This window comes from Streptomyces sp. UF-297 (genome assembly GCF_058245575.1).
This window is the reverse complement of sequence record NZ_JBSIBZ010000082.1, coordinates 18979-43492: the sequence shown is the minus strand read 5'-3', so window position 1 is coordinate 43492 and position 24514 is coordinate 18979. Positions and strand designations below refer to the sequence as shown.

Below are 24514 nucleotides of genomic sequence, written 5' to 3'. Positions count from 1 at the left end.
CCCCCCCGCCCCCCCCCCCCCCCCCCCCCCCCCCCCCCCCCCCCCCCCGCCGCCGTCAGGAGCCCGGACCGCGCCCCGCCATCAGGAAGAAGGCGCCGGGCACGTGCGGCGCCTGCTGCCGGGCCAGCACGTCCAGGCCCGCCGTGGCGAGGAACTCCCGGATGCGCTCGGGGGTGTGCACCTGCCCCTCCTTGGTGGCGACCAGCATCAGCGCGGAGAAGAGGCGGGCGGCCCCGTCGCCGCGCGGGTCCGCACCGGTCGGCGCGATCTCCTGGATCAGCACCCGGCCGTCCGGCTTGAGCACCGCCGCGACCCGCCGCAGCAGTTCGCCGCAGGCGTCCTCGCCGATGGTGTGCAGCACGTTGTTCATCAGCACCAGGTCGTAGGGGCCCTGGTAGGGCACCGTACGGATGTCGCCGGCGATCTCGGTGACCCGGTCCGCGACCGCCAGCCGCTCGGCCGAACCGCGCCCGGCCGCCAGCACTTCGGGCCAGTCCAGCAGCGTCACGCGCGCCTGCGGGAAGTCGGCGGCGAGCCGGCAGCCGTACTGGCCGCTGCCGGCGGCCAGGTCCAGGGCGGCCAGTTCGCCGCGGCCCTCGGCCCAGGGCGCCAGCAGCCCCGTGGCGATCCGCCCGCCGAACTGCGCGATCTTCGCGCTGGCCTGGGCGAAGACCTGCCAGAAGGGGTGTTCGTCGGCGCTGTCGGTCTCGGCGATGACGCTGCCGCCCGCGCGCACCGCCTCGGCGAGCCGCCGGTCGCCCTCCCACAGGAAGTCGTGGGTGGTCGCGTCCGCCGTCTCACCGATGTAGCCGGGGCGGCCGGTGACCAGGAAGGCCTCGGACAGCGGGGTCAGCAGATAGCCCTTGTCGTCGTGGGCGACGACGTCCAGTGCGGTGAGCGCCTCCAGCAGGATGCCGGTGGCGCGCGCGTCGGCGTCGACGGCGGTGGCGACGGCGGCGGCGTCCAGCGGGCCCAGTGCCAGTGCGTCGAAGACCCGCAGCTGGATGGCGGCGCGCAGCACGGCCGAGCGGTGCGCGCCGGAGAGGATGTCGAGGAGGGGAAGGGGCGTGAGGGGAGCGTCGCCCGGGGCGGGCGCGGGGCTCGTGCGGCGGTGCTGCATCGTGGACCTCCCGAGTCGAGGAGCGAGGTGCAGTGGTCGCGCTGATCAGCGGGCGGGACACGGCGGCCGCACCGGCCGAGAGCCGGGGCGGGGGCGGCCGTGCCCGTCAGGGAGCGTGGTGGAGTGCGGGCAGCAGCACCTGGTCGACGACCGCCTCGATGGCCGCGTCGTCGGGGGCCGCGCCGGTGATCAGGTAGTGCATCAGGACCTGCGCGGGGCCGGTGCGCGCAGTGAGCGCGGTGACCGCCCTGGCGGGGATCTCGCCGCGGTCGGCGGCGCGCCGCAGTATGGCGCCGATGGCCTGAAGGCGGGGCTCGATGAGCCGGGCGCGGAAGACCGTGACGAACTCGGGGTGGCGCAGCACATCGCCCAGCAGCACCATCGCGGGCGGCCCGTCCTTGCCGCTGAGCGAGTCGGCCATGTTGCGCAGCGCCTGCAGGAGTTCGCCGCGCAGCTCGCCGGTGGCGACCGGCTCGACGGCGGGGAACACCAGGTTCTCCAGCGCGTCCAGCAGCAGCTCCTGCGGTGAGCTCCAGCGGCGGTACAGGCCCGCCTTGCCCGTACGGGCGCGCTGGGCGATGCCGCCGAGGGTCAGCCGGCCGAAGCCGACCTCGGCGCACTCGGCGATGGCCGCTTCGTAGATCGCCGTCTCCAGGGCCTTGCCCCGGCGGCGGGTGCGTACCGGCCTCTCGTTCCCCCTGGTCGTACTCACCGGACCTCCCCCGTGAATAAGGAACCTTTACGGACTCTATCAGGACGCGCTACGCTCGGGAATAAGAAACAGAATCGTTCTTTAAGCGGGCCGGCGACCGTCGGGCCCTCCTCCGCACAAGGGGCGGACAACCATGAACGGCACACCACAACGCACCCGCAACTCCGGCTTCCTGGGGCCGGTTCTCGTGATCGCCGGGGCACAGCTGATGGTGGTCCTGGACATCAGCATCGTGAACATCGCCCTGCCCAGCATCCGCGGCGACCTCGGCTTCGCCCGCTCCGACCTGCAGTGGGTCATCAACGCCTACACCCTCACCTTCGGCGGCCTGCTGCTGTTCGGCGGGCGGGTGGGCGACATCGTCGGACGGCGCCTGATGTTCGTCGTCGGCGTCAGCGGCTTCGCGCTGATCTCGCTGCTCGGCGGCTTCGCCGGCACCCCCGGCTGGCTGATCGCCGCCCGCGCCGCGCAAGGGGCCATGGGCGCCCTGGTCTCCCCGGTCACCCTGGCCCTGATCAGTACGACCTTCCCGGAGGCCAAGCGGCGCAACGCCGCCTTCGGGGTCTACGGCGCCGTCTCCGGCTCCGGCGCGGTCATCGGACTGCTGCTCGGCGGTCTGCTCACCGACGGCCTCTCCTGGCGCTGGGTGCTGTGGATCAACGTCCCCATCGCGATCGCCATCGTCATCGGCGCCCTGCTCGTGCTCAAACCCACCCCGCCGCACAAGGGCCGCCTCGACATCCCCGGCGCCATCACCGTCTCCGGCGGGCTCGCCCTGCTGGTGTACGGACTGGTGCGGGCCCCCACCCACGGCTGGGCCGACGGCTGGACGCTGGCCTGCTTCGCGACCGCCGCCGTCCTGCTGGCCCTGTTCTTCGTCATCGAGGTACGCGGCCGCCAGCCACTGCTGCCCCTGAGCATCTTCGCCGACCGCACCCGCAGCGGCGCCTACGCGGTGGCGGTGCTCATCGGCGCCTCGATGCTCAGCACGCTCTTCTTCCTCACCCAGTTCGTGCAGGACGTCATGGGCTACTCGCCACTGCGCAACGGCGTGGCGTTCCTGCCCAACGCCGCCTGCGTACTGCTCTTCTCCGGCGTCGCGGCACGCCTGGTCGCCAAGGTCGGCGCGCTGCCGCCGATGGTGGCGGGCGCCGCCGTCATGGGCAGCGGACTGTGGTGGCTGTCCGGGATGGAGGTGGGCATGAGCTACGCCACCGGCCTGCTGCCGGGACTGGTGATGTTCGGCTCCGGGCTGGGCCTCTTGTTCGTCCCCATGGCCATGGCGGGCGTCTCCGCCGTCGCCGACCGGGACTCGGGGCTCGCCTCCGGACTGCTCAACACCTCCCAGCAGGTGGGCGGTTCGCTGGGGCTGGCCGCCCTGAGCACCATCGCCACCACCGTCGCCAAGAACGAGACACCGCCCGGCCCCCCGGACCCGAAGAAGGCCCTGGCGGCCCTGGTGGAGGGCTGGGGCACGGCCATCTCGGTCAGCGTCGGCTTCGTGGCCCTCGCGCTGCTCATCACCGCCCTGGCCATCCGCGCCCGGCCCCAGTCCTTCCGCGGCCTGGGCCCGGCCGGCACGGAGGAGGTCAAGGCCGCCTCCAGCGGCTGAGCGCCGCACCACAGGGACCCGGGGTCCGGCCGGTCAGTGAACCGGGCCCCGGGCCTGTGCGAGCCCTGGCCGTCCCCTGAGCCCTCGCGTGCAGGCTCGTTGCGTCATCGAAGACGGGACGAGCCGCGGCGGCGCACCGGCCGCGCGGGACAGGAGGGGCCTTTATGGAACGGGTCGCGCTGAGTGTCGCCGTCCCCGCAGGCCAGGAGCCGCGGGTGGCACGGCTGTTGGCACGGGCGGGGGACAGCGAGGGGACCGTACCGGGACGCGGGAAGACCAGGACCGTGGCCACGTTCACCGCCCCGGGCCGCGTACTGCACATCACCGACGCCGCGGGCGGCCTGGACGACGTGGTGCACGCGATCACCGCCGCGCCCGGGGTCACCGACGGACTGCGGGCGAGCGGCGCGGTGCCCGAGCGCTCCTCACCGGCCGCGGTCGTCATACGGTCCCGGCTGACCCGCTGGGCCCACTACGCCCTGCCCTACGACGGCCCGCACCCCGTCCGGCGCCGCGCCCTGCTCTACCCGGTGCGGACCGGATTCGGGCAGGAGCTGCGCCGCGTACTGGCCGCCGGGGTCGCCCCGGGCACCCCGCAGCGGCTGGCCTCCGCGCTGATCAGCAGCACGGTCTTCGCCGCGGGGGACACCGTCGTGCGCTACTGGGAGGCCACCGCCTCGGCGGCGGAGGAGCTGGCCAACATCTCGCGCGTGGTGCCGTATTCGGGCCTGGGCGCCAAGCTCAACAAGCTCCTCGACTTCCCGCAGGACCTGACCACCGAGAGCGGGTTCCAGGCGTTCTTCACCGGCTGCGCCATGACCCGCCTGGACGGCGCGGACCTGCCCGCGCAGCCCTGAAGGGCCCGGCCCGCCCGTGCCGACGACTCGCCCCGCCCCGCCCCGCGTTCTCCCCAGTTCCGCCCAGTTGCCAGGAGGAAGTGTGTCCCCTCAGCCCGTGCGCGTCGTCTCGCTGGACGACGCCCAGCCCAACCGCCGGCGCGGCGGAGATCTGCGCATCCTGCTCAGCCCGAAGACCTCGGGCGCCACCTCGGGATTCCTGGGAGTGGCGATCATCGACCCCGGTGAGTACGTCGCCGAGCACTACCACCCCTACTCCGAGGAGTTCCTCTTCGTCGCCCGCGGCGAGATCGCCGTCGACCTGGACGGCGTACCGCACGAACTGCACGAGGACCAGGGCCTGATGGTGCCCATCGGGATGCGCCACCGGGTGCGCAACACCGGGTCCGTACAGGCCCGGATCGTCTTCCACCTCTCCCCCCTGGCACCGCGCCCGGACCTGGGGCACGTGGACACCGAGACGGTGACCGTGCCCGCCCGCGGGGAGGCCAGGTGAGCCGCACCGCCGTCATCACCGGCATCGGGGTGGTGGCGCCCGGCGGCATCGGCACCAAGGGGTTCTGGCAGCTGCTGACCGACGGGCGCACCGCCACCCGCCGCATCTCGCTGTTCGACCCGACGGGGTTCCGCTCCCAGATCGCCGCCGAGTGCGACTTCGACCCGGCGGCCGAAGGGCTCGGCGCGCAGGAGGTCCGCAGGATGGACCGGGCCGCGCAGTTCGCGGTGGTGGCGGCCCGCGAGGCGCTCACCGACGCCGGGCTGGGGTGCGGCGAACTGCCCGCCGAGCGCACCGGGGTGAGCCTGGGCAGCGCGGTGGGCTGCACCATGGGCCTGGAGGAGGAGTACGTCGTCCTCAGCGACTCCGGGCGGCTGCGCCTGGTGGACCACCGCTACGGCGTCCCGCACCTGTACGGCTACATGGTGCCCAGCACGCTGGCGGTGGAGACCGCCTGGGCGTGCGGCGCCGAGGGCCCGGTCAACCTGATCTCCACCGGCTGCACTTCGGGGCTGGACGCGGTCGGGTACGGGGCGCAGCTGATCGCGGAGGGCTCGGCGGACGTGATGGTCGCGGGGGCCACCGACGCGCCGATCTCCCCCATCACCTCGGCCTGCTTCGACGCCATCAAGGCCACCTCGCCCAACAACGACGACCCCCGGCACGCCTCCCGCCCCTTCGACAACCACCGCGACGGCTTCGTGCTCGGCGAGGGCGCGGCCGTCCTGCTGCTGGAGGAGAGCGAGCGTGCCAGGGCCCGCGGCGCGCACATCTACGCCGAGCTCGCGGGCTTCGCCAGCCGCAGCAACGCCTTCCACATGACCGGGCTCAAGCCGGACGGCCGCGAGATGGCCGAGGCCATCACGGTCGCCCTGGACCGGGCCCGCCTCGCCGCCTCCGACGTCGACTACATCAACGCGCACGGCTCCGGCACCCGCCAGAACGACCGGCACGAGACCGCCGCGTTCAAGCGCAGCCTGGGGCAGCGGGCCCGTGAAGTGCCCGTCAGCTCCATCAAGTCGATGGTCGGGCACTCGCTCGGCGCGATCGGCGCGATCGAGGTGGCCGCCTGCGCCCTGGCGCTGGAGCACCAGGTGGTGCCGCCCACCGCCAATCTGCACCACCCCGACCCCGAGTGCGACCTGGACTACGTGCCGCTCACCGCCCGCGACGCGCAGCTGGACGCGGTGCTCTCGGTCGGCAGCGGGTTCGGCGGCTTCCAGACCGCGATGCTGCTCACCCGGCCCGGGAGGCGGCCGTGACGGCACCGGTCGCATCGCCCGCGCCCGTCACCCGTACCGGCACCGCGCTGGTCACCGGGATCGGCGTGATCGCGCCCAACGGCATCGGCACCGACGCCTATTGGGCGGCGGCGCTGGCCGGGCAGAGCGGCATCCGCCCCATCAGCCGCTTCGACGCCTCCGGCTACCCGGTGCACCTGGCCGGGGAGATCCCCGCGTTCCGCACCGAGGAGCACGTGCCGGGGCGGCTGGCCGTACAGACCGACCGCTGGACCCACATGGGGCTGGCGGCGGCCGAGGCCGCGCTCGCCGACGCCGGGGCCGACCCCGCCCACCTGCCCGAGTACGAGATGGGGGTGGTGACCTCCTCGTCCTCCGGCGGCACGGAGTTCGGGCAGCACGAGATCGAGGCGCTGTGGTCGCGCGGGCCCCGGCACGTGGGCGCCTACCAGTCGATCGCCTGGTTCTACGCCGCCTCCAGCGGCCAGATCTCCATCCGGCACGGGATGCGCGGGCCCTGCGGGGTGATCGCCGCCGAGCAGGCCGGGGCGCTGGACGCGCTCGCGCACGCCCGGCGGGCGCTGCGCCAGGAGGCGCGGCTGGTGGTCGGCGGCGGCACCGACGCCTCACTGTGCCCCTACGGCCTGGTGGCCCAGCTCTCCACGGGCCGACTGAGCACCCGCGCGGACGCGGCACGCGCCTATGTGCCCTTCGACGCCGCGGCGTGCGGCTATCTGCCGGGCGAGGGCGGGGCGATCCTGATCCTGGAGGAGGCCGCCGCCGCACGGCAGCGCGGCGCGGCGCAGGTCTACGGCGAGATCGCCGGGCACGCCGCGACCTTCGACCCCGCCCCGGCCCCGGCGGCACCGGGCCGGGCGACCGCGCCCACCGGCGGCCTGCGCCGCGCCGTCCTGGGCGCGCTGGCCGACGCGCGGCTGACACCCGGGGACATCGACGTGGTCTTCGCCGACGCGGCCGCCGTGCCCGAGCTGGACCGGGCCGAAGCCGAGGTGCTGGCCGAGGTCTTCGGGCCGTACGGCGTACCGGTGACCGCGCCCAAGTCGCTGACCGGGCGGCTGTACGGCGGCGCCGCGCTGGACGTCGCCACCGCGCTGCTGGCCGTCCGGGACGACATCCTCCCGCCGGCCTCGGCCGCGATCGTGCCCGACCCCGGCCACCGCATCGACCTCGTGGTGGGCACCGCCCGCCGCACTGCGGTGCGCACGGCCCTCGTACTGGCCCGCGGCTTCGGCGGCATGAACGCCGCGCTGGTGCTGCGCGAGGCGGCCTGAACGCGGCCGGGACCCGCGCTCCCGCGCCCACGAACAGCTCAACGGCCGGGCATCACCGGCACCTTCACCGAGAACGGCACCGCTCCGGCCCAGGCCGGAGGGCACCGGCAACGAGAGGCGGACGAGCAAAGACCATGACCGAATTCACCATCGACGACCTCAAGCGCGTGCTGCGCACCAGCGCGGGCCCCGGCGACGGCGACCCCGTCGACGACCTCCACGACCACCTCGACACCGACTTCGCCGCCCTGGGCTACGACTCGCTGGCCGTGCTCTCGATCCAGTCGCGGATCGAGAACACCTACGACCTGACACTGCCCGACGACGCGCATGGACTGATGAAGACCCCGCGCGACACCATCGCCGTGGTCAACTCCGCCCTCGCCCAGGCCGCGCAGGGCGAGGCCTGCGAGCACGCGCGCACCGACAACTCCATCGTCATCAACGCCCCGTTCGAGCTGATCTGGAAGATGACCAACGACGTCGAGAACTGGCCGAGCCTGTACTCGGAGTTCGCCAAGGCGCAGATCCTCGAGCGCGACGGCGACACCATCCGCTTCCGGCTGACCATGCACCCGGACGAGAACGGCATCGCCTGGAGCTGGGTCTCGGAGCGCACCACGGACCTGGCCACCCGTACCGTCCGCTCGCGGCGCGTGGAGACCGGCCCCTTCGAATTCATGAACCTCTTCTGGGAGTTCACCGACGCCGAGGGCGGCGGGGTGCGGATGCGGTGGGTGCAGGAGTTCCACACCAAGCCCGACGCGCCCGCCGACGACGCCGCCTTCGTGCAGCACATCAACACCAACAGCAAGATCCAGATGGGGCTGATCCGGGACCGGATCGAAGCCCGCGCGGCCCAGGCCGCGGTCACCGAAGCCCGCTGACACCGGCCGGCCCGCGCGCCGCCAACGGAGGATCACCATGGCCACCACCTTGATCGTCGCCCGGCTCCGGGAACCGGGGAACCCCGAGAGCACAGCCGCCATCAGCCGGCTGTTCGCCGAGTCGGACACCACCGAACTCCCCGACCTCGTAGGGGTACAGGAGCGGTCCCTGCTCACCTTCCACGACCTGTACTTCCACCTCGTCCGGTCGGACCGGCCGCTGGCCGCCGGGCTCACCCCGCAGTACGCCAACCCGCTGTTCCAGAACCTCAGCAAGGCGATGGACGAGTTCGTCACCCCGTACCAGGACGCCTGGGGAAGCGTCCAGGAGGCCTCCGCCAAGCGGTTCTACCACTGGCAGCGCGGCATCGGCGTGGTCCGGCCCTGACACCGATCGGAAGGCGAGAACACCATGAGCGACACCGCGAACACCAGCACCAACACCGGTTCGGCGAACGGCACTTCGCACGCCTATGACGTCATCGTCATCGGCGGCGGACCCGGCGGCTCCTCCGCGGCGGGCCTGCTCGCCCGCGAAGGACACCGGGTGCTGCTGGTGGAGAAGGAGAAGTTCCCGCGCTACCACATCGGCGAGTCCCTGATTCCCGGCAGCCTGGGCGTCGTGGAGGACCTGGGCCTGTGGGAGCGGCTGGAGAACCTCGGATTCACCAAGAAGTACGGCGGCACCCTGCTGTGGGGCGCCACCGAGGGCACCTGGGACTTCCGCTTCGCCGACGGCAGCGGCTACGACTACTCCTTCCAGGTGCGGCGCGCCGACTTCGACGCGCTGCTGCTGACCCGCGCCCGCGAGCTGGGCGCGCAGGTGGTGGAGGAGGCCACCGTCAAGGACGTCGCCTTCGACGGCGAGCGGGCCACCGGCATCCTCTACACCCCCAAGGGCGCGGCCGAGCCGATACGGGCCACCTGCCGCTTCCTCATCGACGCCTCGGGACAGGGCCGGGTGCTCGGCCGCCGCCTGGGCCTGGTCGAGTGGCACGAGGACCTGCGCAACGTGGCGGTGTGGAGCTACTTCCAGAACTGCGACTACCTGGAGGGCCTCAAGGCCGGCGACGTGGTCATCGAGAACATGTGGCAGGAGGACAGCCCGCCCGGGTGGTTCTGGTTCATCCCGCTCAGCGACGGCACGGTGAGCATCGGGTACGTCACCCGTACCGCCCTGCTCCAGCGCTCCGGCCTGAGCACCGAGGACCTCTTCGAGCAGCAGCTGGCCGACTCGGTGGAGATCAAGCGGCTGACCCGTGACGCCCACCGTGTCTCGGCGTACCGCACCACCCGCGACTGGTCGTACGAGTGCACCCGCTTCCACGGTCCCGGCTGGGCCGCGGTGGGCGATGCCGCGGCCTTCGTCGACCCGCTGTTCTCCACCGGCGTCACCCTCGCCCTGCGCGGCGGGCAGACCCTGGCCAAGGCCGTCGACAAGCTGCTGCGCGACCCCGGGCAGGAGGCCGGGGTGATGAAGACCTACGAGGACGACTACCGCGAGTTCCTGGGCCACGTCCTGTCCTTCGTGCGGTTCTTCTACAACGTCAAGATGCGCAAGGAGCAGTACTGGGACGGCGCGCAGGCCATCGTCGACCCCGCGCAACTGCAGCCGCCCAAGCTCGACTTCGCCGCGCTGCTGTCCGGCATGACCGGCAAGGCGCCGGACGCGGCGGCGCTGCGCGCGGCGGCGGAGAAGACCGGCCTCAACATCCCCTCGCCCGGCGCATGAAGTCTGCGCTGCCGGTCGAGGAGCTCCTGCTGGTCTGCGGCGCCATGCTGCTGGTCGTGCGGATCGCGCACGCGCTGGCACGGCGGGCCAGGCAGCCCGCCGTCGTGGCCGAGCTGGCCGTCGGCATCCTGCTGGGCCTGGCGATCCCGGCGGGGCTGGAGGGCGAACTGCTCTCCGGCCCCGTCCGGGAGGGCCTGGCCGCCCTCGGCGGGTTCGGGCTGCTGCTGTTCCTGTTCGAGACGGGGAGCGGGGCCGCGCACGGCCCCTCGTCCCGGCAGGGGCGCAGTGTGCTGCTGGTCGGCGGCGCGGCCTTCCTGGTGCCGTTCGTGGCGGGGGTACCGGTGGCCGCGGCGATCGCCGGGGACCACGGCCCAGGGGCCGGCAAGACGGCGGCGTTCGTGCTGTTCCTGGCCACGGCCCTGGCCGTGACCGCACTGCCGGTGCTGGCCAGGATCGTCACCGACCTGGGCCTGGCGAAGACCAGGCTGGGGTCGCTGTCGGTGGGCAGCGCCGCGGTCTGCGACGGCCTGGCCTGGACGATGCTGGCCGTCGCGCTCGCCGTGGGCAGCGCCCGCGACCTGTGGAGCGGGGTGGGCGGCCCGATCGGCGCGCTGGCCTTCGTCGCCTTCCTGCTGACCGTCGTACGCCGAGGGGTGCTGCGGATCGCCGCGCGCGGACCCGTCGCCCGCTATCCGGCGGCGGCGCTGCTGTGCGCGGGCGTGCTGCTGAGCTCCTACGTCACGTCCTGGCTGGGAGTGCACGCGATCTTCGGCGCGTTCATCTTCGGCTTCGCCGTACGGCCCGCCGGTGACGTGGACCCGCTGGAGCCGGCCCGCGCGGTGCTGCGCCCGCTGGCCGCGCTGCTGGTGCCGATCTACTTCATTCTCAGCGGGATGGCCGTGGACCTGGGCGCGGTGGCCGCGGAGATCTGGCTGCTGGGCGCGCTGGGAGCGGTCGCCGTGGCCGGCAAGTTCGCGGCCGCGGCAGGAGCGGGCGCGCTGCTGGGCATGAACCGGCGCGACATCGCGCTGACGGGCGTGCTGATGAACACCCGCGGCATCACCGAGCTGGTGGTGCTCTCGGTCGGCTACTCCGCGGGCCTGCTGGACCAGGCCGTCTTCGGCGCGATGACCATCTTCGCGCTGCTGGCCACGGCGGTGACCGGCCCGGTGCTCAACCGGTGGGGCCCCAAGGGGACCCGTGCGGCGCCGGTCCTGGCGGAGGCGGCCCGCAGACCGGAAGCGGTAGGCGTCGGCATGAAGAGCACAGCACATACGAGTACTGCCGGGACAGAGGGGGAAGAGGATGGAGCTGGGACTACGGGACCGGGTGGCACTGGTCACGGGGGGATCGACGAACATCGGGGCCGCGACGGCGGTGGCGTTCGGCCGTGAGGGCGCCCGGGTGGCGCTCACCTACCACCGCCGCGAGGACGCCGCCGAGAAGGTGGCCCAGGAGGTCGAGGCGGTCGGCGGCCAGGCGCTGGTCCTGCCGTACGAACTGGCCGAAGCAGCCAGCGCCGATCGGCTCGTGGACGCGGTGCTCGCGCGCTGGGGCGCCCTGGACGTCCTGGTCAACAACGCCGCGTCCTGGGAAGGGCCGCCACCGGGCCCCAACTCACCGCCTTTCGAGGCAAGTTCGGGGTGGGAAGCGGTGCTGGACGCCAATCTCACGGGCCATCTGCGGCTGCTGCACACGGCCCTGCCCGCACTGCGGCGCAGCGACGCGGGCCGGGTGGTCAACGTCTCCAGCGTGATCGCGCTGCGCGGCGCCCAGGGCACCGCGGCGCTCGCGGCCGCCAAGGCGGGGCTGCACGGCGCGACCCGTTCACTGGCCTGGGAGCTGGGCCCGGACAACGTGCTGGTCAACGTGGTGATGCCGGGCCTGGTCCTGGACGGCAAGGAGGACCCCGACGTCCTGCCGCCACAGGTGCTCCAGGCCGTCCTGAGGGAACTGCCCACCGGGCGGCTGCCGTTGGCGCGGCACGTGGCCGACACCGTGGTGTTCCTGTGCTCCTCGGCCAACGGCAGCATCACCGGCGAGATCACCCGCGTCACCGGCGGGGCGTGAGATGCGGCACGGCACACCCGTACGGCGCGTACCGCCGGCGGCGACAGCGGCGTGCGGGGCACACGGCCGGATCAGGCATACGAGGCAGACAAGGCAGGTGTGAACGGCCGTGACGGAGACGGAATTCGCACCCGAGCTGCGCACCGCGGCCCGGGTGAAGGAACTGGCGATGGGGCACTGGGTCTCCGCCATGCTGATGACGGCGGTCCGGCTGCGGGTCGCCGACGAGATCGGCCAGGAGCCGGCCGAGGCGGGCAAACTGGCCGCGCGCCTGGGCGTGCACCCCGAGGCACTGGCCCGGCTGCTGCGCGCGCTGGCCACGCACGGGGTCTTCGAGGAGGTCGCGGAGGACCGCTTCGCGCACACCGCGCTCTCCCGGGTGCTGCGCGAGGACGACCCCGAGAGCGTGCGCTATCAGGTGCTGTGGACGGTGGACCCGTGGACCTGGCGGACCTGGCCGCACATGGAGGACGCGGTGCGCACCGGCGAGCCGGTGTTCGCCGCGCTGCACGGCAAGGAGTTCTTCGCGTATCTCTCCCAGGACGCCCCGCGCAGCGCGGAGGTGTTCAACCGGGCCATGACCCAGTCCAGCGGCTTCACCTCCGAGATGATCGCCGAGGCGCTGGATCTGACCGGGGTGCGGGTGGTGGTGGACGTCGGGGGCGGCCGCGGGCATCTGCTGCGCGTCCTGCTGGAGCGCCACCCGTGGCTGAGCGGCGTCCTGTACGACCTGCCGCCGGTGGTGGCGGGCGCGGACCCGGCGCTGCTGGCCGAGGGTGAACTGGCCGACCGGGCACAGGTGGTGGCGGGCAGCTGCCTGGACGCCGTACCGCCGGGCGACCTCTACATCATGAAGAACCTCCTGGAGTGGGACGACGAGCGCACCCTGACCACGCTGCGCAATGTCGCGGCGCGGCTGCGCCCCTGGCACCGGGTCGTGCTGGTGCAGAACCTCGTCGACGACAGCCCGGAGCCGAAGGTGACCACGGCGATGGACCTGATGCTGCTGCTCAACGTCGGCGGGAAGAAGCAGAGCCGGCGCCGGCTGTCCCGCCTGCTGGAGCAGGCAGGGCTGCGCATCAAGGACGTACGCCCCACCGCGAGCAGCCTGTTCATCATCGAGGCGGTGCGCGCGGGCGAGGCGGACGGGCAGTCCTGAGGTGCCGTGTCAGCCCTGAGGTGCCGTGTCCGGGCCCCGGCCGGGGTCCGGGCACAGGCTCCTGGACACAGCATCTGGGCCCGACGCGCCACAGGTGAAGGGCCCCGCGCCCGCCCTGAGCGGCGGCGCGGGGCCCTTCCGGGTGTGGGCTCAGTCGGCCAGCACCGCGAAGACCATCCCCTCCGGGTCGCGGATCACCGCGATGTCTCCGGCGGGGACGGCATACCGGCCGATGACGGCCCCCCCGTGCGCCGACGCCTTCCCCAGGGCGTCCTGGTCCGCCGCGCGGAAGCACACCGTCCACCCCACCCGCTCCTCGCCGGGCCCGGCGGCCCGTACCGTCGTACGGCCCGTCCGCCCCGGCACGGCGAAGTCCCGCCCCAGCACGCCCCGGTAGAACGCACGGGCCCGCCGCGGGTCGTGCGTCGTGAGCACGCTGTGCGCGAACGCGCCCGGCTCGTCCAGGACTTGGGCCCCCCGGTGGTCGCGCGCCTGCCACAGCCCCACCACGGCCCCCAGCGGATCGGCGATCAGCGCGAGCCGCCCCTCGGTGAGGATGTCCAGCGGCCCCAGCAGCAGCGCGCCCTCGTGCCGCGCCACCGCCTCGGCCGCCGCGTCCACGTCGTCGACGGCGAGATAGGTGTTCCACCCCGCCTGGAGCCCGCCGTGGCCGTCGAGATCGCCGATGCTGCACACCTGCCGCTTGTCCAGCAGGCACATGGAGTACGGGGCCGAGCCGTCGCTGGCCTGGTCGAAGTCCCAGCCGAACAGGGCGCCGTAGAACCGCAGGGCCCGGTCGCGGTCGGGGGTCAGCAGATCCACCCACGCGGGCTCGCCGTGCGGATGCTCCAGGACCCTTGCCTCACCAGCCATGCGAACCTCCCTGTCGGTGTGTTCGATAATCCCGCGCCCCTCTCAGGAAACGCCCAAGTCCCGCTCACGGACTGCTCATCGGCCCCTTGACGACCAGCCGGCAGCCGACTACCGCGCTGCGCCCGTCAAGCGCCCCGCCGGTACCACCCCGGCCCACCCTTGCGATCCGGCCGTGTCCGCCCAGTGTGTGGACACCCGACGACGACGGTGTGAGGCTCACAACCATGAGTGTGTGGCGGCGGCTGGACACCCGCGCGGGGCGCGCGGCCCAAAAGCCGGCCATGGCGCCGGCCGTGCGGAACCTCCGGTGAACGCGCGCGAGCGAGGCCGGGCGGCGCCGTGCGCCCCCGCCGGGACATGGCGGCGGGCCGCGCTGCTGGCCGTACGGGCACTGCGCGCGGCGGACGCCGGGCGCCGGGTGTGGGACCCCTGCGACTCCACCGGGCTGCGCGCCGCCGTACTCGCAGACGAGGGCTTCCATGTGACGGTCGGTCACGGCGCGGGGCCGCCCGTCGCGGCGGCGGCGCCCCTCTTCCCCGAGCCACCGCACAAGGTGGACGCCGTGCTGCTGATCGGACCCTCGTGGACGGCGGGCGAGGCGTTCCGCCACCGCCGGCTGCTGCGGGGACTGCGCCGCTCGCTCGCCCCCGGCGGCGTACTGATCGCGGCCGCCCCCCTGCCGTACGCGCCACCGCACCCCGGACTGACGGCCCTTGACCCGCTGGACGGCGGCGCGGCCCTGCCGGTGCTCGGCGGCGACCCGGCGCGCGGCCTGCTGACGGTACGCAACACCGCCGGGTGCCCGGACCCGGCCACCGAGAGCACCCCCTCCCCCGTCCGGCTGCGCGCCTACCACCCCTGCGAGCTGTACGACCTGCTGGAGGAGTGCGGGTATCTCCCGCTGGAGGAAGGTGACTTGAAGGGGTACGAGGAGTCCGTGGCCGGGCCGTCACTCGCCGCGGACACGGCGGACACCTGTCACCCCTCCGCCGAGGACCCGTACACCTGGGCGGTGGCCCGTGCCACCCCGCCCGAGTCCCCGGACGCGCCAGGGGCGGCGTACGCCCAGCTCCCCAGCGGGCTTCTGGACCTGCGCTGGACTCCGGACGAGGCCGACTGGCTGCGGCCCGATCCGCGCACCGTGTGGAGCGAGGTCATGGCGCGCGGGGCGCACCATCTGGCCGAGACCGCCCGCTCGTTCGCGGCCGAGGACCCGTTCGGCGGGGTGCGGGCCGCACCCGTCCTGTCCGGGCACTTCGGCCTGCCGGTCCGCCCCGGCCAGGTGACCTTCGGCGCCGGAGCCGCCTCCCTGCTGCGCGACCTGACCGCGCTGGCGGACGGCGGCCCGGTCCTCGTCGGCCGCTACTGCTCCCCCGGCCTGCCCGGCTGGGTACGCGGCGCGGGCAGCGCGCTGCGGGTCTTCGACGACGACGGCGACTGCCGCGGCTGGCCGGACCAACTTCAGAGCGTACGGCCCGCGTTGATGGTGATCGACCGCCCGACCCTCACCGGCACGGCACACCCCGTCCTCACCCTGGGAGCCGCGCTGGAGGCGGCCGAGCAGCTGGACACCCTGGTCGTCGTCAACGAGACCTACGCCAACTACCTTCCACCCTCGGAGAGTTCGGTCAGGCTCACCTCGCGCCACCGCAACGTCGTGGTGGTCCGCAGCCTGTCCAAGGGCTACTGCCAGGCAGGGCTGCGGGCCGGGTACGCGATCGCCTCCGCGGCACTGGCCCGGCGGATACGGGAGGCCGTCCCCGCCCTCCAGTGCGCCGAGCTGTCCCTGTACGTGGCGCTGCGGATGCTCGCGCTGCGCGACCCGGTGCACCTGCTGCGCCGCAGGGCCGCCATGACCCGCCCCCTGGTCGCCCGCCTCCTGCGCGCGAGCGGCATCCCGTCGGTGTCCGGGCACCCCTCCCTCCCCTGGCTCACCGGCCCCAACTCCCCGGGAACCTGGCGGCGTCTGGCCGACCGGGGCGTGCTCGCCCAGCGCGTTCCCGCGACGGCCGGCCCCGGCGAGCGGGCCGCCCCCGGCCTCCTCAAGGTCGCGGTCCCGCTGTCGGACCGCCGTATCCACGCCCTGCGGCAGGCGGTGCGGTGAGCGGCGATCGTCCCGTGCGGGCGCGGCGGCGCGGCGACGGCCGGTGCGGCGCCCCGCACCGGCGCGATCACGTGGCGGCGGCCCTGCGCTCCCATCCGGCCCGGTCCAGGGCGTACTCGACCTCGCCGTGCTCGGAGCCCTCGATGGCCTCCGGCCAGTCGCCGAAGTAGGTACGGACGCAGGCCAGGCCCGCCTTCTCCATCACACGGCGCGAGCCCAGGTTGACCGCCATCGTGTTCGCGGTCACCCGGTGCAGGCCGGGGTCGGCGAAGCCCTCGCGGATCAGGGCGCGGGCGCCTTCGGTCGCATAGCCGTTTCCCCAGGCCGATTCGCGCAGCCGGTAGCCGAGTTCGACCACGGCGCTGCTGTGCTCGTCCAGCGGGCAGAACTCGAACCACCCCAGGAACGCGCGGGTGGTCTTCTCCTCCGCCGCCCAGAACCCGGGCTCCCCGGTGCACGCCCAGCGGCGCATCAGCCGCGGCAGGACCCGGTCCCGTACCTCTTCGCGGGGCGTCGGGCGGCCGCCGTTGATGAACCGCATGACTTGGGGGTCGCTGTCGAGGCCGACGACATGGTCGAGGTCGGCCTCGGTGAACCGGCGCAGCGCCAGCCGGTCGGTCTCCAGGAAGTGGGGCATGCTCCGATCCTCCGCACGGCCGGGGCCGGCCGCCACCGGATATTCACCCTCGCCGTCCTGAGGCGTCCTGAGGCGTCCTGAGGTGGCGTCGCTCGCCAGGACCGCGGCGAGCGGCAGCGTCAGAACGCGGCGATGGACGACGGGGCGCGTTCGGCGCGGCTGAGGGCCCGGAGGACGGCGGTGGTGCCGTGGCGGCGTACGGCCAGCCGGGACAGCAGGCCGATCACCGTCCCGGCGGCGCCGGACGGCAGCGGCGGCGCCGGCAGACGCACGCTGACCGCCAGGTCGTCGCAGTGCACCGCCAGCTCCATCATGCGGGTGATGAGCAGATCGTGGAGCGTCAGCGACCACGGGCCCCACAGCGGGATGCGCACCGGCCGGTCCGCCGCGTCCAGAGTGCCCGCCAGCTCCCGCAGGGCGTCCTCCGCGCGCGCCACCAGCGCCGCCGGTCCCTGGGCCGCGATCCGCTCACCGCCCTGCCTGATGCGGACGTTGATGGCGTCCTCCAGGGCGGCGCCGATCCACTCCACCCGCTCGTAGTGCTCCAGGAGGGAGACGGTCCGCTCCTGGGGTACGGGGGCGGCCAGCGCCTCCTCGACGGCCAGGATCTGGTAGATCAGGTGGCCGGCGAGCGGGCCCACGCCGAACTGCGGCAGCGCGCTGGGCCCGTCCCAGGCGTCGGCGACCGCCGGTTCGCGCAGCAGGTCCACGGCCGAGCGGGCCATGGTCAGGAAGTCGTCCGCGGTGTCCGTCACCCTCGCCCCCTCCGCGTATGCGGGCAGGTAACCAGCCTGCCACACAAGGGAGTTGCCCCCGCACACGCCGACGAGCGGCTGTGGCGTACGAGGGGGCGAGGTTCACCGGCCGGGACTCAGCGGCGGGGCATCCGGCCCTCTCGGCTCACGGCGCCGTGCCGATGACGACGGTGGCGTCGAGTTCGTCGCAGGTGACCGTGCGCGGGCGCAGGCCGCCGCGGGCGAAGGCGTCGAGGGTCCGCGGCGCCTGGCGTTCGCTGGTCTCGATCAGGAGGCGGCCACCGGGCGCCAGCCAGTCGAGAGCCGCGGCCACCACACGGCGTTGCAGGTCCAGGCCGTCCGTGCCGCCGTCCAGCGCGATATGCGGTTCGTGGTCGCGGGCCTCGGGCGGCAACAGGCCGATCGCCCGGGTGGGGACGTACGGGGCGTTGGCGATCAGGACGTCGATACGGCCGCGGAGGGCGGCGGGCAGCGGGGCGTACAGATCGCCCTCGTGGACGTGACCTGCGGTGGAGGCGAGATTGCGGCGGGCGCAGCGCACCGCGGCGGGGTCGATGTCCGCGGCGTGCAGTTCGGCCTGCGGCAGGGCGGCGCCCACGGCGGTGGCCACCGCACCCGAGCCGCAGCACAGGTCCACGACGACGGGCCGGTCCGGTGCGCGCCGGGCGGCGGCCCGGTGGGCGAGGGCGGTGGCGTGGCGGGCGAGGAGTTCGGTGCGGCGGCGGGGTACGAAGACGCCGGGGTCCACGGATATCCGCAGGCCGCAGAACTCGGCCCAGCCCAGGACGTGTTCCAGCGGCAGGCCGCAGACCCGGCGCTGCACCAGGGCGTCCAGTTCGGCCGGGGAGGACGCGGCGGTGATCAGGAGGTCCGCCTCGTCCTCGGCGAAGACACAGCCGGCGGCCCGCAGACGGGCGACGAGAGCGGCGGGGAGAAGCGACGCGGGGGAAACAGGAGAAGCAGAAGAAGCAGGGGAAAGCTGAGAAAGCGGGGAAACGGAAGACGGTGAAACCGACATGGGAGCCTTTCGGGATGCCGATGGGCGCTCCCGCGGTCACCTACGCCGGGCGGACCGCACAGACTCGAAGGGAGAGCACCCAGCCTGAACTGGCGTTAATGGGTCTCACCTCCTAGGTCGTGCACTGCCTGAGCAATCCACCTTACCCGATCCCCCCGGTGCGTGATCACCGGTTTTCGGTTGATCCCCGAATACGGCTATCGCGGCCATTACTGCCATTTCCGCCATTGCCGCTATTACCGCCATTACGGCTACGGCGCATCGGTGCAGCGAAAACCTCTCGCGGAGCACACCGGACCATAGGTAAGAATGTCTCCGCTTCACTACGCACCAGGAGATTCATGCACAAGCGCCTTCCTCTGCTCGCCCTCTGCCTCGCGGCTCTCGCTCTGGGCACCACGGCGTGCGACGCGTCCGGCGATGTTGACGACAACCGCGCCAAGGCCTCGGCCTCCCCGTCCGCCACCGCCTCCGCGTCGCCTTCCGTGAGCGCGTCGGCCAGCCCTCGGGGGCGCGGGCTGAAGGGGGTGCCGGCCAAGTTCTTCCTCAAGACCCTGCGGGACAACTACCCGGACCTCGACCGCATCAGCGACGAGAAGCTCGTGGCCCATGGCGACGCGCTCTGCACGATCCGCGGTGCGGCCCTCGGCGAGCAGTTCAAGAAGACCATGCGGGACCTGGACATCGACAACAAGCAGGCGTCCCGCATCACCGGCGTCGCGCACAGCTGGTGCCGGGACAAGGACGATCAGCTCTTCAAGCGCTGACGCACAGCGGTACCGCACCACTGCCGCTGCCCCCTCTATTCCCGCTGCCGCCGCTATGGCCGCTGCTGTCGCTGCTGCCCCTATCGCCGCTACGAAGCGATCAGTTGGCGTACTTGGGAGGCCCTGGGGGCGCCCAGCCGCTCATAGATGGTCAGCGCCTCCTGCCAGCAGGCGCGGGCGCGGTCGGCGTGGCCGATGCGCCGCAGGGCGCGGCCGAGGACGGTGAGGGTGTGGGCCCGCCGCCGCTCGCTGCCCGTGCCGCGCAGGGCGGCCAGGGCTTGTTCGGCCAGGCCCGCCGCCTGCGCCGGGCGGTCCGCCGCGAGGTGGATCTCCGCCATCCGCCGGTAGGTCATCCCCGCCCACAGGCGCTGACGGCTGTCCTGGAAGATGACCACGGCCTGGCTCAGCTGGCGCAGGGCGTCCTCGGTCCGGCCCGCTTTCATGAAGGCCACGCCGAGGACGTACAGGCCGTTGGCCAGCCGCAGGGTGCCGCCCAGGTCCCGGAAGATCACCAGGGCCCGCTCGGCCAGGTCCACGGCCTCCTCCAGGCGGCCCGCCCCCAGACAGACGCGGGAGAGGTTGCACAGCGCGCTGGCCTCGCCGTTGCGGTTGCCGTAGCTGCGGAACGCCTCCAGGGCCCGTACCAGATAGGCCTCCGCGTCGGCGTACTGCCGCCGCCCGCTGGCGATCATGCCGCTCTCGTTGAGGGCGTGGGCGCTCAGCATCGGGTCCCGGCAGCGCAGCCGGATGGCCATGGCGGCCTCCACATCCCGCTCGGCCTTGTCGAACCGGCAGGCCAGGAGGTGGACATGGGCGATGTTGACCCGCAGCCTGCCCTCGGTGCGGGCGTCGCCCGCCGCTCGGGCGGCGGTGAGCAGATCGGTGGTGACCTGCTCGTACTGGCGGGCGTCCGCGCCCGATTCGGCCAGGTCCTTGGCGGTCATCAGCAGTCCGGCCGCGCGGCCCAGCGTGGGGCCGCGGCCCGCGGCGCGGGCGCAGGCCAGCAGGCATCTGGCCTCGGTGAACAGCCAGTCCAGCGCGGCCTCGTGGCTCTCGAAGGCCAGGCCGGGGTGGTGCGGGGGGTCGAGGTGGGCGCTCAGCGGGTCGCCGGGACGCATGATCGCGTACACCTGGGCGGCGGTGGCCAGATAGAAGTCCAGCAGGCGGGAGCGGGCCGCCTCCCGCTCCGCGGGCTGTTCGTAGCGTTCGGCACAGCAGCGGGCGTAGAGGCGCACGAGGTCGTGGAAGTGGTAGCGGCCCGGCACGGAGGACTGCAGGAGCGAGGTGTCCACCAGGGCTTCCAGCAGATCCTCGGTCTCGTCGGCCGCCTCGCCGTCCATGCCGAGCAGGGCGGCGGCGGCCGGGAGGGAGATGTCGGGGCCGTCGGCCAGCCCCAACAGGCGGAAGGCGCGGGCCTGTTGACCTTCCAGCTGGCGGTAGCCCAGCTCGAAGCTGGCCTTGACCGTCAGGTCTCCGGCGCGCAGTTCGTCCAGGCGGCGGCGTTCGTCGGCGAGGTTGTCGGCGAGGGTGGCGACGGTCCAGGTGCGGCGGGCGGCGAGCCGGGAGGCGGCGATACGGATCGCGAGGGGCAGGAAGCCGCAGGCGGCCACCACGTCCATGGCGGCGGCGCGTTCGGCGTCCACCCGCTCCTGGCCGACGATGCGGGTGAAGAGGGCCAGGGCCTCCTCGGGGCACATGACGTCGAGGTCGACGAGATGGGCGCCGGCCAGGTCGACCATGCGGGCACGGCTGGTGATCAGCGCGGCGCAGCCTTCGGTGCCGGGGAGCAGGGGGCGGATCTGGGCGGCGTCGCGGGCGTTGTCGAGCAGGGCCAGGATGCGCCGGCCCGCGAGGGTGGAGCGGTACAGGGCGGAGCGCTCGGCCACTCCGCCGGGGATGGCCGCGTCGGGGGTGCCCAGGGCGCGCAGGAATGCGCCGAGGACCGCTTCGGGTTCGACCGGGGAGGGGCCGGCGCCCTGGAGGTCGACGTAGAGCTGGCCGTCGGGGAAGTGGTCGCAGGCGGCGTGGGCGACGTGCACGGCGAGGGTGGTCTTGCCCACGCCGCCGATGCCGGCGACGGCGGAGACCGCCATCACGCTGCCTTCTGTGGAGGCGAGCCGGCGGCCGAGTTCGCCGACGACGGCGGTGCGCCCGGTGAAGTCCGGGACGGTGGCGGGGAGTTGGCGGGGCCGGATGTCGGCGGGCTCGCCCGCGCCTTCGTCGAGGGCGGCCGCCGGGGTGTCCAGGTCGGCGTCCGCGCGCAGGATGCGCTGGTGCAGTTCGGCCAGCGACGCGCAGGGGTCCACGCCCAGTTCGTCGGCGAGCAGCCGCCGGGTGTCGGCGTACACGGCCAGCGCCTCGGCCTGCCGTCCACTGCGGTACAGGGCCAGCATCAGCAGTTCGCGCAGGCGCTCGCGCAGCGGGTGGGCGGCGGTCAGCGCGGTCAGTTCCGAGACCGCCTCCGCGTGATGGCCCACCTCCAGGTCAAGCGCCAGACGGCTCTCCAGGAGGGTGAGGCGCCACTCGCTCAGGCGGGTGCGCTGGGTGTCGCAGTACGGGCCCGGCAGCCCGGCCAGCGGCTCGCCGTCCCACTGGCGCAGGGCCGCGTCCAGCAGTTCGCGGGCCCGGGCGCGGTCCCCGGCGAGCCGGGCCCGCTCCGCCTCGTCGGCGTACCGCTGCGCGCGGGCCGCGTCGAGGTCGAGGGTGCCCTCGCCCTTGGGGCGGATCGCATATCCGCCGGACTCGCTGGCCAGGGTCTCCGCGTCCGGGCCCAGGGCCTTGCGCAGCCGCGAGGCGTAGGTGCGCAGCGCCGCGAGGGCGGCGTGCGGCGGCTCGTCCCCCCACAGCGCGTCCACCAGCTCGCCCGCCGTCGCCGTACGGCCGCCCCTGAGCAGCAGCGCGGCCAGCAGCGCACGCTGCTGCGGAGATCCCGCCTCCAGTCTCTTCGTCCCGCGCCACACCCGGACCGGCCCCAGCACGGCAAACCGGAGCCGCGACTCGTGCTCCACACCATCGGCCATGGTGCCCCCGCCCTGCACATGGTGGCTGCAACCGCCAGTCTCCCTTGTCAGGCCCCAGTGTCAACAAGGGTCAGGGGTGTACTGGCGCTCTGGGCAGCACAGTTCGTCACGTCGCGGCATCACGCCGCGATGTCGGGTGTCAGCGACTCGCCCCAATTCGGCGCTCCTGGTGCGTAGTTGGTCGTCAGCATGAGCTTCCCCCGTCCGTCCGCGACCGCTGTCCGCGACCGCACCCTCAGGCGCCTTCACGCGTCGGAGCCGTCCAGCGCTTTCAGCCCTTCCCGTTCAGCTCTCCCAGCATGACACCGGCCACTGACACTCCACTTCCGGCCGACCGCATCCACCCGATCACATCAGCCCGACCGCATCCCTAAGGAGCGTGCGCCGCGCCTTCCGTATCCGCTGCGCCCTCGGGCTGGAGAAGTCCCGTCAGTACGCGGGCGATCACCCGGTCGAAGAGCGGACCGGGGCTCTCCCGGGGAGCGCCGCCCCCCTCCTGCGTGGCGAGCGCGGCGGCGAGTTGGGGGTGCTCCCCCGCCGCCACGACGTGCGCGAGATAGGCCGCCTGCGCCTCCTGCCACTGCGGCAGGCTGCGCCCGGCGCGGCGCTGGGCGATCTCCGCTCTGGCGAGCGCGGCGACGACGCTCCCGCACACGGCGATCGCCTCGAGCTTGGTGCGCGCGGGGACATCGAGGCCGGCGAGGGCGGCCAGGGCGCACTCCAGGTAGTCGACGGCGTTCGGCCCGATGGCGTCCTGCAGGCCCGAGAGGTCGAGCAGCCAGGGGTGGCGCAGATAGATGTCCCTGTTCTGGCGGGCCAGTTCGAGCAGGTCCGTCATCCACACTCCCGTACCGGCCCGCGAGCGGTCGCACTCCCCGTTCACCGCGTCGACCATCAGCTCCAGGATCTCGTCCCGGGTGGCCACGTACCGGTACAGGGAGGCGGGCCCGGTGCCCAGGGCGAGCGCCACGGCCCGCATCGTGACGGCCGGGAGCCCGTCCGCGTCGGCCAGCGCGACCCCCGCGGCGGCAATGCTGTCGCGGGTGTACTCGGGCGCGGGGCCGCGCCCTCCGCGCTGGGGCCGTAGCCAGATGCTGTGCCCGGATGCCTGGGGCAACGGACCCTCCCTTTCTGCGAACGCCGTATGCAGTATCTTAGGAGACAGGAACTGCGAACACCGATCGCAGTAAGACGAAGGGGACCGATATGTCCGCACGAGACACGGACACCCGCACCGACCGCCCTGGCACCTGGACCCCGACCCGGTACGCCCACAACGGCGCCGTCTCCCTCGCGTACGACCGCTTCGACACCTCACCCCCCGCAGACCAGTCACCGCCCCAACCCCTCCTTCTGATCATGGGACTTGCCACCTCCCGCCAGTGGTGGCCGACCGGGCTGATCGAGGCCTTCGCCGACGCCGGGTTCGCCGTGGCCCGCTACGACCAGCGCGACGCGGGAGAGTCCACGCGGATGCCGCAGACCCAAACCGGCAATCCCTTCAAGGCCCTGTTCGGCAAGCGCGGGGAGGCCTACACCTCCGAGGACATGACCGACGACGCGATCGCCGTCATGGACGAACTCGGCTGGGAGCGGGCGCACATCTTCGGGCACTCCCTGGGCGGAGCGATCGCCCAGCGCATCGGGCTGCGCCACCCCGACCGGGTGCTCAGCGTCACCTCCTCCGCGGCCGTGCCGAGCGACGCCGCGGGGCTGAGCGTGCTGCGCTACCTGCGCTTCGGCCTGCTGTCGAAACTGGCCCGCACGCGCTTCCCCGAAGGGCGGGAGGGCGACATCGAGGCGGCGCTCGCCGTCTGGCGGGGCGTGGCCTCGCCCGGCTACCCCTTCGACGAGGCCGCCGCGCGGGCGTGGGTCGAGGCCGAGGCGGACACCGGGCCGCGCGACCAGAAGGCGCAGAGCCGGCAGATCGGCGCCCAGTGGCACGGCCCGAAACTGCGCGAGCTGCGCCGCCCGACACTGGTCCTGCACGGCGAATGCGACCCCATCCTGCGGGTCAGGGCCGGCCGCGACACCGCCCGCACCGTCCCCGGCGCGCGCCTGGTGGTCCTGCCCGGCGTGGGCCACGACCTCCCGGCGGCCCTCTGGTCCACCGTCGCCCACGAGGTCCGGACGACGGCCGCTCGCGCGTCGCACTGACCACG

General features: G+C 73.5%; 22 protein-coding genes and 1 pseudogene. 15 read left to right on the top strand and 8 right to left on the bottom strand.

From position 1 onward, the window contains the following. Nucleotides 1-55: 55 nt before the first annotated feature. Complete coding sequence (locus AC4IJH_RS34140; protein WP_490855829.1) at nt 56-1120, bottom strand: methyltransferase; 1065 nt, start codon at nt 1118-1120, stop codon at nt 56-58. Between the two features lie 106 nt (nt 1121-1226). Continuing rightward, a complete protein-coding gene (locus tag AC4IJH_RS34135) occupies nt 1227-1832 on the bottom strand; it encodes a TetR/AcrR family transcriptional regulator (protein ID WP_490855828.1) in 606 nt (201 codons plus the stop codon). Nucleotides 1833-1965: 133 nt separating this feature from the next. Here AC4IJH_RS34135 and AC4IJH_RS34130 point away from each other — a divergent pair, with 133 nt between their 5' ends. From AC4IJH_RS34130 to AC4IJH_RS34075, 12 genes and pseudogenes are all read left to right on the top strand, one after another. After that, complete coding sequence (locus AC4IJH_RS34130; RefSeq protein WP_490855827.1) at nt 1966-3444, top strand: MFS transporter; 1479 nt, start codon at nt 1966-1968, stop codon at nt 3442-3444. 164 nt (nt 3445-3608) lie between these two features. Then, complete coding sequence (locus tag AC4IJH_RS34125) at nt 3609-4301, top strand: SchA/CurD-like domain-containing protein (RefSeq protein WP_490855826.1); 693 nt, start codon at nt 3609-3611, stop codon at nt 4299-4301. An 82-nt stretch (nt 4302-4383) separates the two neighbouring features. Beyond that, the gene (locus AC4IJH_RS34120) at nt 4384-4797 is read left to right on the top strand and encodes a cupin domain-containing protein (protein WP_490855825.1); all 414 of its coding nucleotides are present in this window, start codon (nt 4384-4386) and stop codon (nt 4795-4797) included. Next, on the top strand, nt 4794-6059 hold the full coding sequence (locus AC4IJH_RS34115; RefSeq protein ID WP_490855824.1) for a beta-ketoacyl-[acyl-carrier-protein] synthase family protein: 1266 nt from the start codon (nt 4794-4796) through the stop codon (nt 6057-6059). Before AC4IJH_RS34120 ends, AC4IJH_RS34115 begins: the two co-directional genes overlap by 4 nt. Beyond that, entirely contained in the window at nt 6056-7330 is a 1275-nt protein-coding gene (locus AC4IJH_RS34110) for a ketosynthase chain-length factor (protein ID WP_490855823.1), read from the top strand. The genes AC4IJH_RS34115 and AC4IJH_RS34110 overlap by 4 nt, the downstream gene beginning before the upstream one ends. A gap of 134 nt (nt 7331-7464) precedes the next feature. Continuing rightward, nucleotides 7465-7644, top strand: a pseudogene (locus AC4IJH_RS34105) (phosphopantetheine-binding protein); the annotation flags it as partial. A 156-nt stretch (nt 7645-7800) separates the two neighbouring features. Further along, nucleotides 7801-8217 (top strand): SRPBCC family protein, encoded by a 417-nt coding sequence (locus AC4IJH_RS34100; protein WP_490855830.1) that lies wholly within the window; start codon nt 7801-7803, stop codon nt 8215-8217. Between the two features lie 37 nt (nt 8218-8254). Then, nucleotides 8255-8605: a TcmI family type II polyketide cyclase gene (locus AC4IJH_RS34095; RefSeq protein ID WP_490855822.1), complete on the top strand. Its 351-nt coding sequence runs from the start codon at nt 8255-8257 to the stop codon at nt 8603-8605. A gap of 24 nt (nt 8606-8629) precedes the next feature. Beyond that, nucleotides 8630-9949, top strand: coding sequence for an NAD(P)/FAD-dependent oxidoreductase (locus AC4IJH_RS34090; protein ID WP_490855821.1), 1320 nt, complete (start codon nt 8630-8632; stop codon nt 9947-9949). Next, nucleotides 9946-11343 carry a cation:proton antiporter gene (locus AC4IJH_RS34085; protein WP_490855820.1) on the top strand — a complete coding sequence of 466 codons (1398 nt, stop codon included), beginning with the start codon at nt 9946-9948 and terminating at the stop codon, nt 11341-11343. Before AC4IJH_RS34090 ends, AC4IJH_RS34085 begins: the two co-directional genes overlap by 4 nt. Next, a complete protein-coding gene (locus tag AC4IJH_RS34080) occupies nt 11255-12019 on the top strand; it encodes an SDR family NAD(P)-dependent oxidoreductase (RefSeq protein ID WP_490855819.1) in 765 nt (254 codons plus the stop codon). Before AC4IJH_RS34085 ends, AC4IJH_RS34080 begins: the two co-directional genes overlap by 89 nt. A gap of 109 nt (nt 12020-12128) precedes the next feature. Beyond that, nucleotides 12129-13178 carry a methyltransferase gene (locus AC4IJH_RS34075; RefSeq protein WP_490855818.1) on the top strand — a complete coding sequence of 350 codons (1050 nt, stop codon included), beginning with the start codon at nt 12129-12131 and terminating at the stop codon, nt 13176-13178. Nucleotides 13179-13328: 150 nt separating this feature from the next. Here the strand turns inward: AC4IJH_RS34075 and AC4IJH_RS34070 are convergent, their stop codons facing one another. Continuing rightward, nucleotides 13329-14051, bottom strand: coding sequence for a VOC family protein (locus AC4IJH_RS34070; RefSeq protein WP_490855817.1), 723 nt, complete (start codon nt 14049-14051; stop codon nt 13329-13331). A gap of 307 nt (nt 14052-14358) precedes the next feature. Here AC4IJH_RS34070 and AC4IJH_RS34065 point away from each other — a divergent pair, with 307 nt between their 5' ends. Beyond that, nucleotides 14359-16155 (top strand): aminotransferase class I/II-fold pyridoxal phosphate-dependent enzyme, encoded by a 1797-nt coding sequence (locus AC4IJH_RS34065; protein ID WP_490855816.1) that lies wholly within the window; start codon nt 14359-14361, stop codon nt 16153-16155. A 67-nt stretch (nt 16156-16222) separates the two neighbouring features. Here the strand turns inward: AC4IJH_RS34065 and AC4IJH_RS34060 are convergent, their stop codons facing one another. The 3 genes from AC4IJH_RS34060 to AC4IJH_RS34050 form a co-directional block, all read right to left on the bottom strand. After that, nucleotides 16223-16792 carry a GNAT family N-acetyltransferase gene (locus AC4IJH_RS34060; RefSeq protein WP_490855815.1) on the bottom strand — a complete coding sequence of 190 codons (570 nt, stop codon included), beginning with the start codon at nt 16790-16792 and terminating at the stop codon, nt 16223-16225. A 119-nt stretch (nt 16793-16911) separates the two neighbouring features. After that, nucleotides 16912-17547, bottom strand: a complete 636-nt coding sequence (locus AC4IJH_RS34055; RefSeq protein WP_490855814.1) for a maleylpyruvate isomerase N-terminal domain-containing protein — start codon at nt 17545-17547, stop codon at nt 16912-16914. A 145-nt stretch (nt 17548-17692) separates the two neighbouring features. Further along, nucleotides 17693-18565, bottom strand: a complete 873-nt coding sequence (locus tag AC4IJH_RS34050) for a putative protein N(5)-glutamine methyltransferase (RefSeq protein WP_490855813.1) — start codon at nt 18563-18565, stop codon at nt 17693-17695. Between the two features lie 341 nt (nt 18566-18906). Here AC4IJH_RS34050 and AC4IJH_RS34045 point away from each other — a divergent pair, with 341 nt between their 5' ends. Beyond that, a complete protein-coding gene (locus AC4IJH_RS34045) occupies nt 18907-19332 on the top strand; it encodes a hypothetical protein (protein WP_490855812.1) in 426 nt (141 codons plus the stop codon). 89 nt (nt 19333-19421) lie between these two features. On the opposite strand, the gene afsR is transcribed toward AC4IJH_RS34045, so the two are convergent. Continuing rightward, nucleotides 19422-22352 (bottom strand): SARP-family global regulator AfsR, encoded by a 2931-nt coding sequence (gene afsR / locus AC4IJH_RS34040; protein ID WP_490855811.1) that lies wholly within the window; start codon nt 22350-22352, stop codon nt 19422-19424. Nucleotides 22353-22722: 370 nt separating this feature from the next. After that, on the bottom strand, nt 22723-23469 hold the full coding sequence (locus AC4IJH_RS34035) for a TetR/AcrR family transcriptional regulator (protein WP_490855810.1): 747 nt from the start codon (nt 23467-23469) through the stop codon (nt 22723-22725). An 89-nt stretch (nt 23470-23558) separates the two neighbouring features. On the opposite strand from AC4IJH_RS34035, the gene AC4IJH_RS34030 reads away from it, so the two are divergent. Beyond that, complete coding sequence (locus AC4IJH_RS34030; protein ID WP_490855809.1) at nt 23559-24509, top strand: alpha/beta fold hydrolase; 951 nt, start codon at nt 23559-23561, stop codon at nt 24507-24509. The last annotated feature ends 5 nt before the right edge of the window (nt 24510-24514 follow it).

What these genes read in the sequence shown, in the direction of transcription:
- AC4IJH_RS34140 (WP_490855829.1), bottom strand. Translation starts at nt 1,120, where the DNA reads ATGCAGCACCGCCGCACGAGCCCCGCGCCCGCCCCGGGCGACGCTCCC.
- AC4IJH_RS34130 (WP_490855827.1), top strand. Translation starts at nt 1,966, where the DNA reads ATGAACGGCACACCACAACGCACCCGCAACTCCGGCTTCCTGGGGCCG.
- AC4IJH_RS34125 (WP_490855826.1), top strand. Translation starts at nt 3,609, where the DNA reads ATGGAACGGGTCGCGCTGAGTGTCGCCGTCCCCGCAGGCCAGGAGCCG.
- AC4IJH_RS34100 (WP_490855830.1), top strand. Translation starts at nt 7,801, where the DNA reads ATGACCAACGACGTCGAGAACTGGCCGAGCCTGTACTCGGAGTTCGCC.
- AC4IJH_RS34095 (WP_490855822.1), top strand. Translation starts at nt 8,255, where the DNA reads ATGGCCACCACCTTGATCGTCGCCCGGCTCCGGGAACCGGGGAACCCC.
- AC4IJH_RS34090 (WP_490855821.1), top strand. Translation starts at nt 8,630, where the DNA reads ATGAGCGACACCGCGAACACCAGCACCAACACCGGTTCGGCGAACGGC.
- AC4IJH_RS34085 (WP_490855820.1), top strand. Translation starts at nt 9,946, where the DNA reads ATGAAGTCTGCGCTGCCGGTCGAGGAGCTCCTGCTGGTCTGCGGCGCC.
- AC4IJH_RS34080 (WP_490855819.1), top strand. Translation starts at nt 11,255, where the DNA reads ATGGAGCTGGGACTACGGGACCGGGTGGCACTGGTCACGGGGGGATCG.
- AC4IJH_RS34070 (WP_490855817.1), bottom strand. Translation starts at nt 14,051, where the DNA reads ATGGCTGGTGAGGCAAGGGTCCTGGAGCATCCGCACGGCGAGCCCGCG.
- AC4IJH_RS34060 (WP_490855815.1), bottom strand. Translation starts at nt 16,792, where the DNA reads ATGCCCCACTTCCTGGAGACCGACCGGCTGGCGCTGCGCCGGTTCACC.
- AC4IJH_RS34050 (WP_490855813.1), bottom strand. Translation starts at nt 18,565, where the DNA reads ATGTCGGTTTCACCGTCTTCCGTTTCCCCGCTTTCTCAGCTTTCCCCT.
- AC4IJH_RS34045 (WP_490855812.1), top strand. Translation starts at nt 18,907, where the DNA reads ATGCACAAGCGCCTTCCTCTGCTCGCCCTCTGCCTCGCGGCTCTCGCT.
- afsR (WP_490855811.1), bottom strand. Translation starts at nt 22,352, where the DNA reads ATGGCCGATGGTGTGGAGCACGAGTCGCGGCTCCGGTTTGCCGTGCTG.
- AC4IJH_RS34030 (WP_490855809.1), top strand. Translation starts at nt 23,559, where the DNA reads ATGTCCGCACGAGACACGGACACCCGCACCGACCGCCCTGGCACCTGG.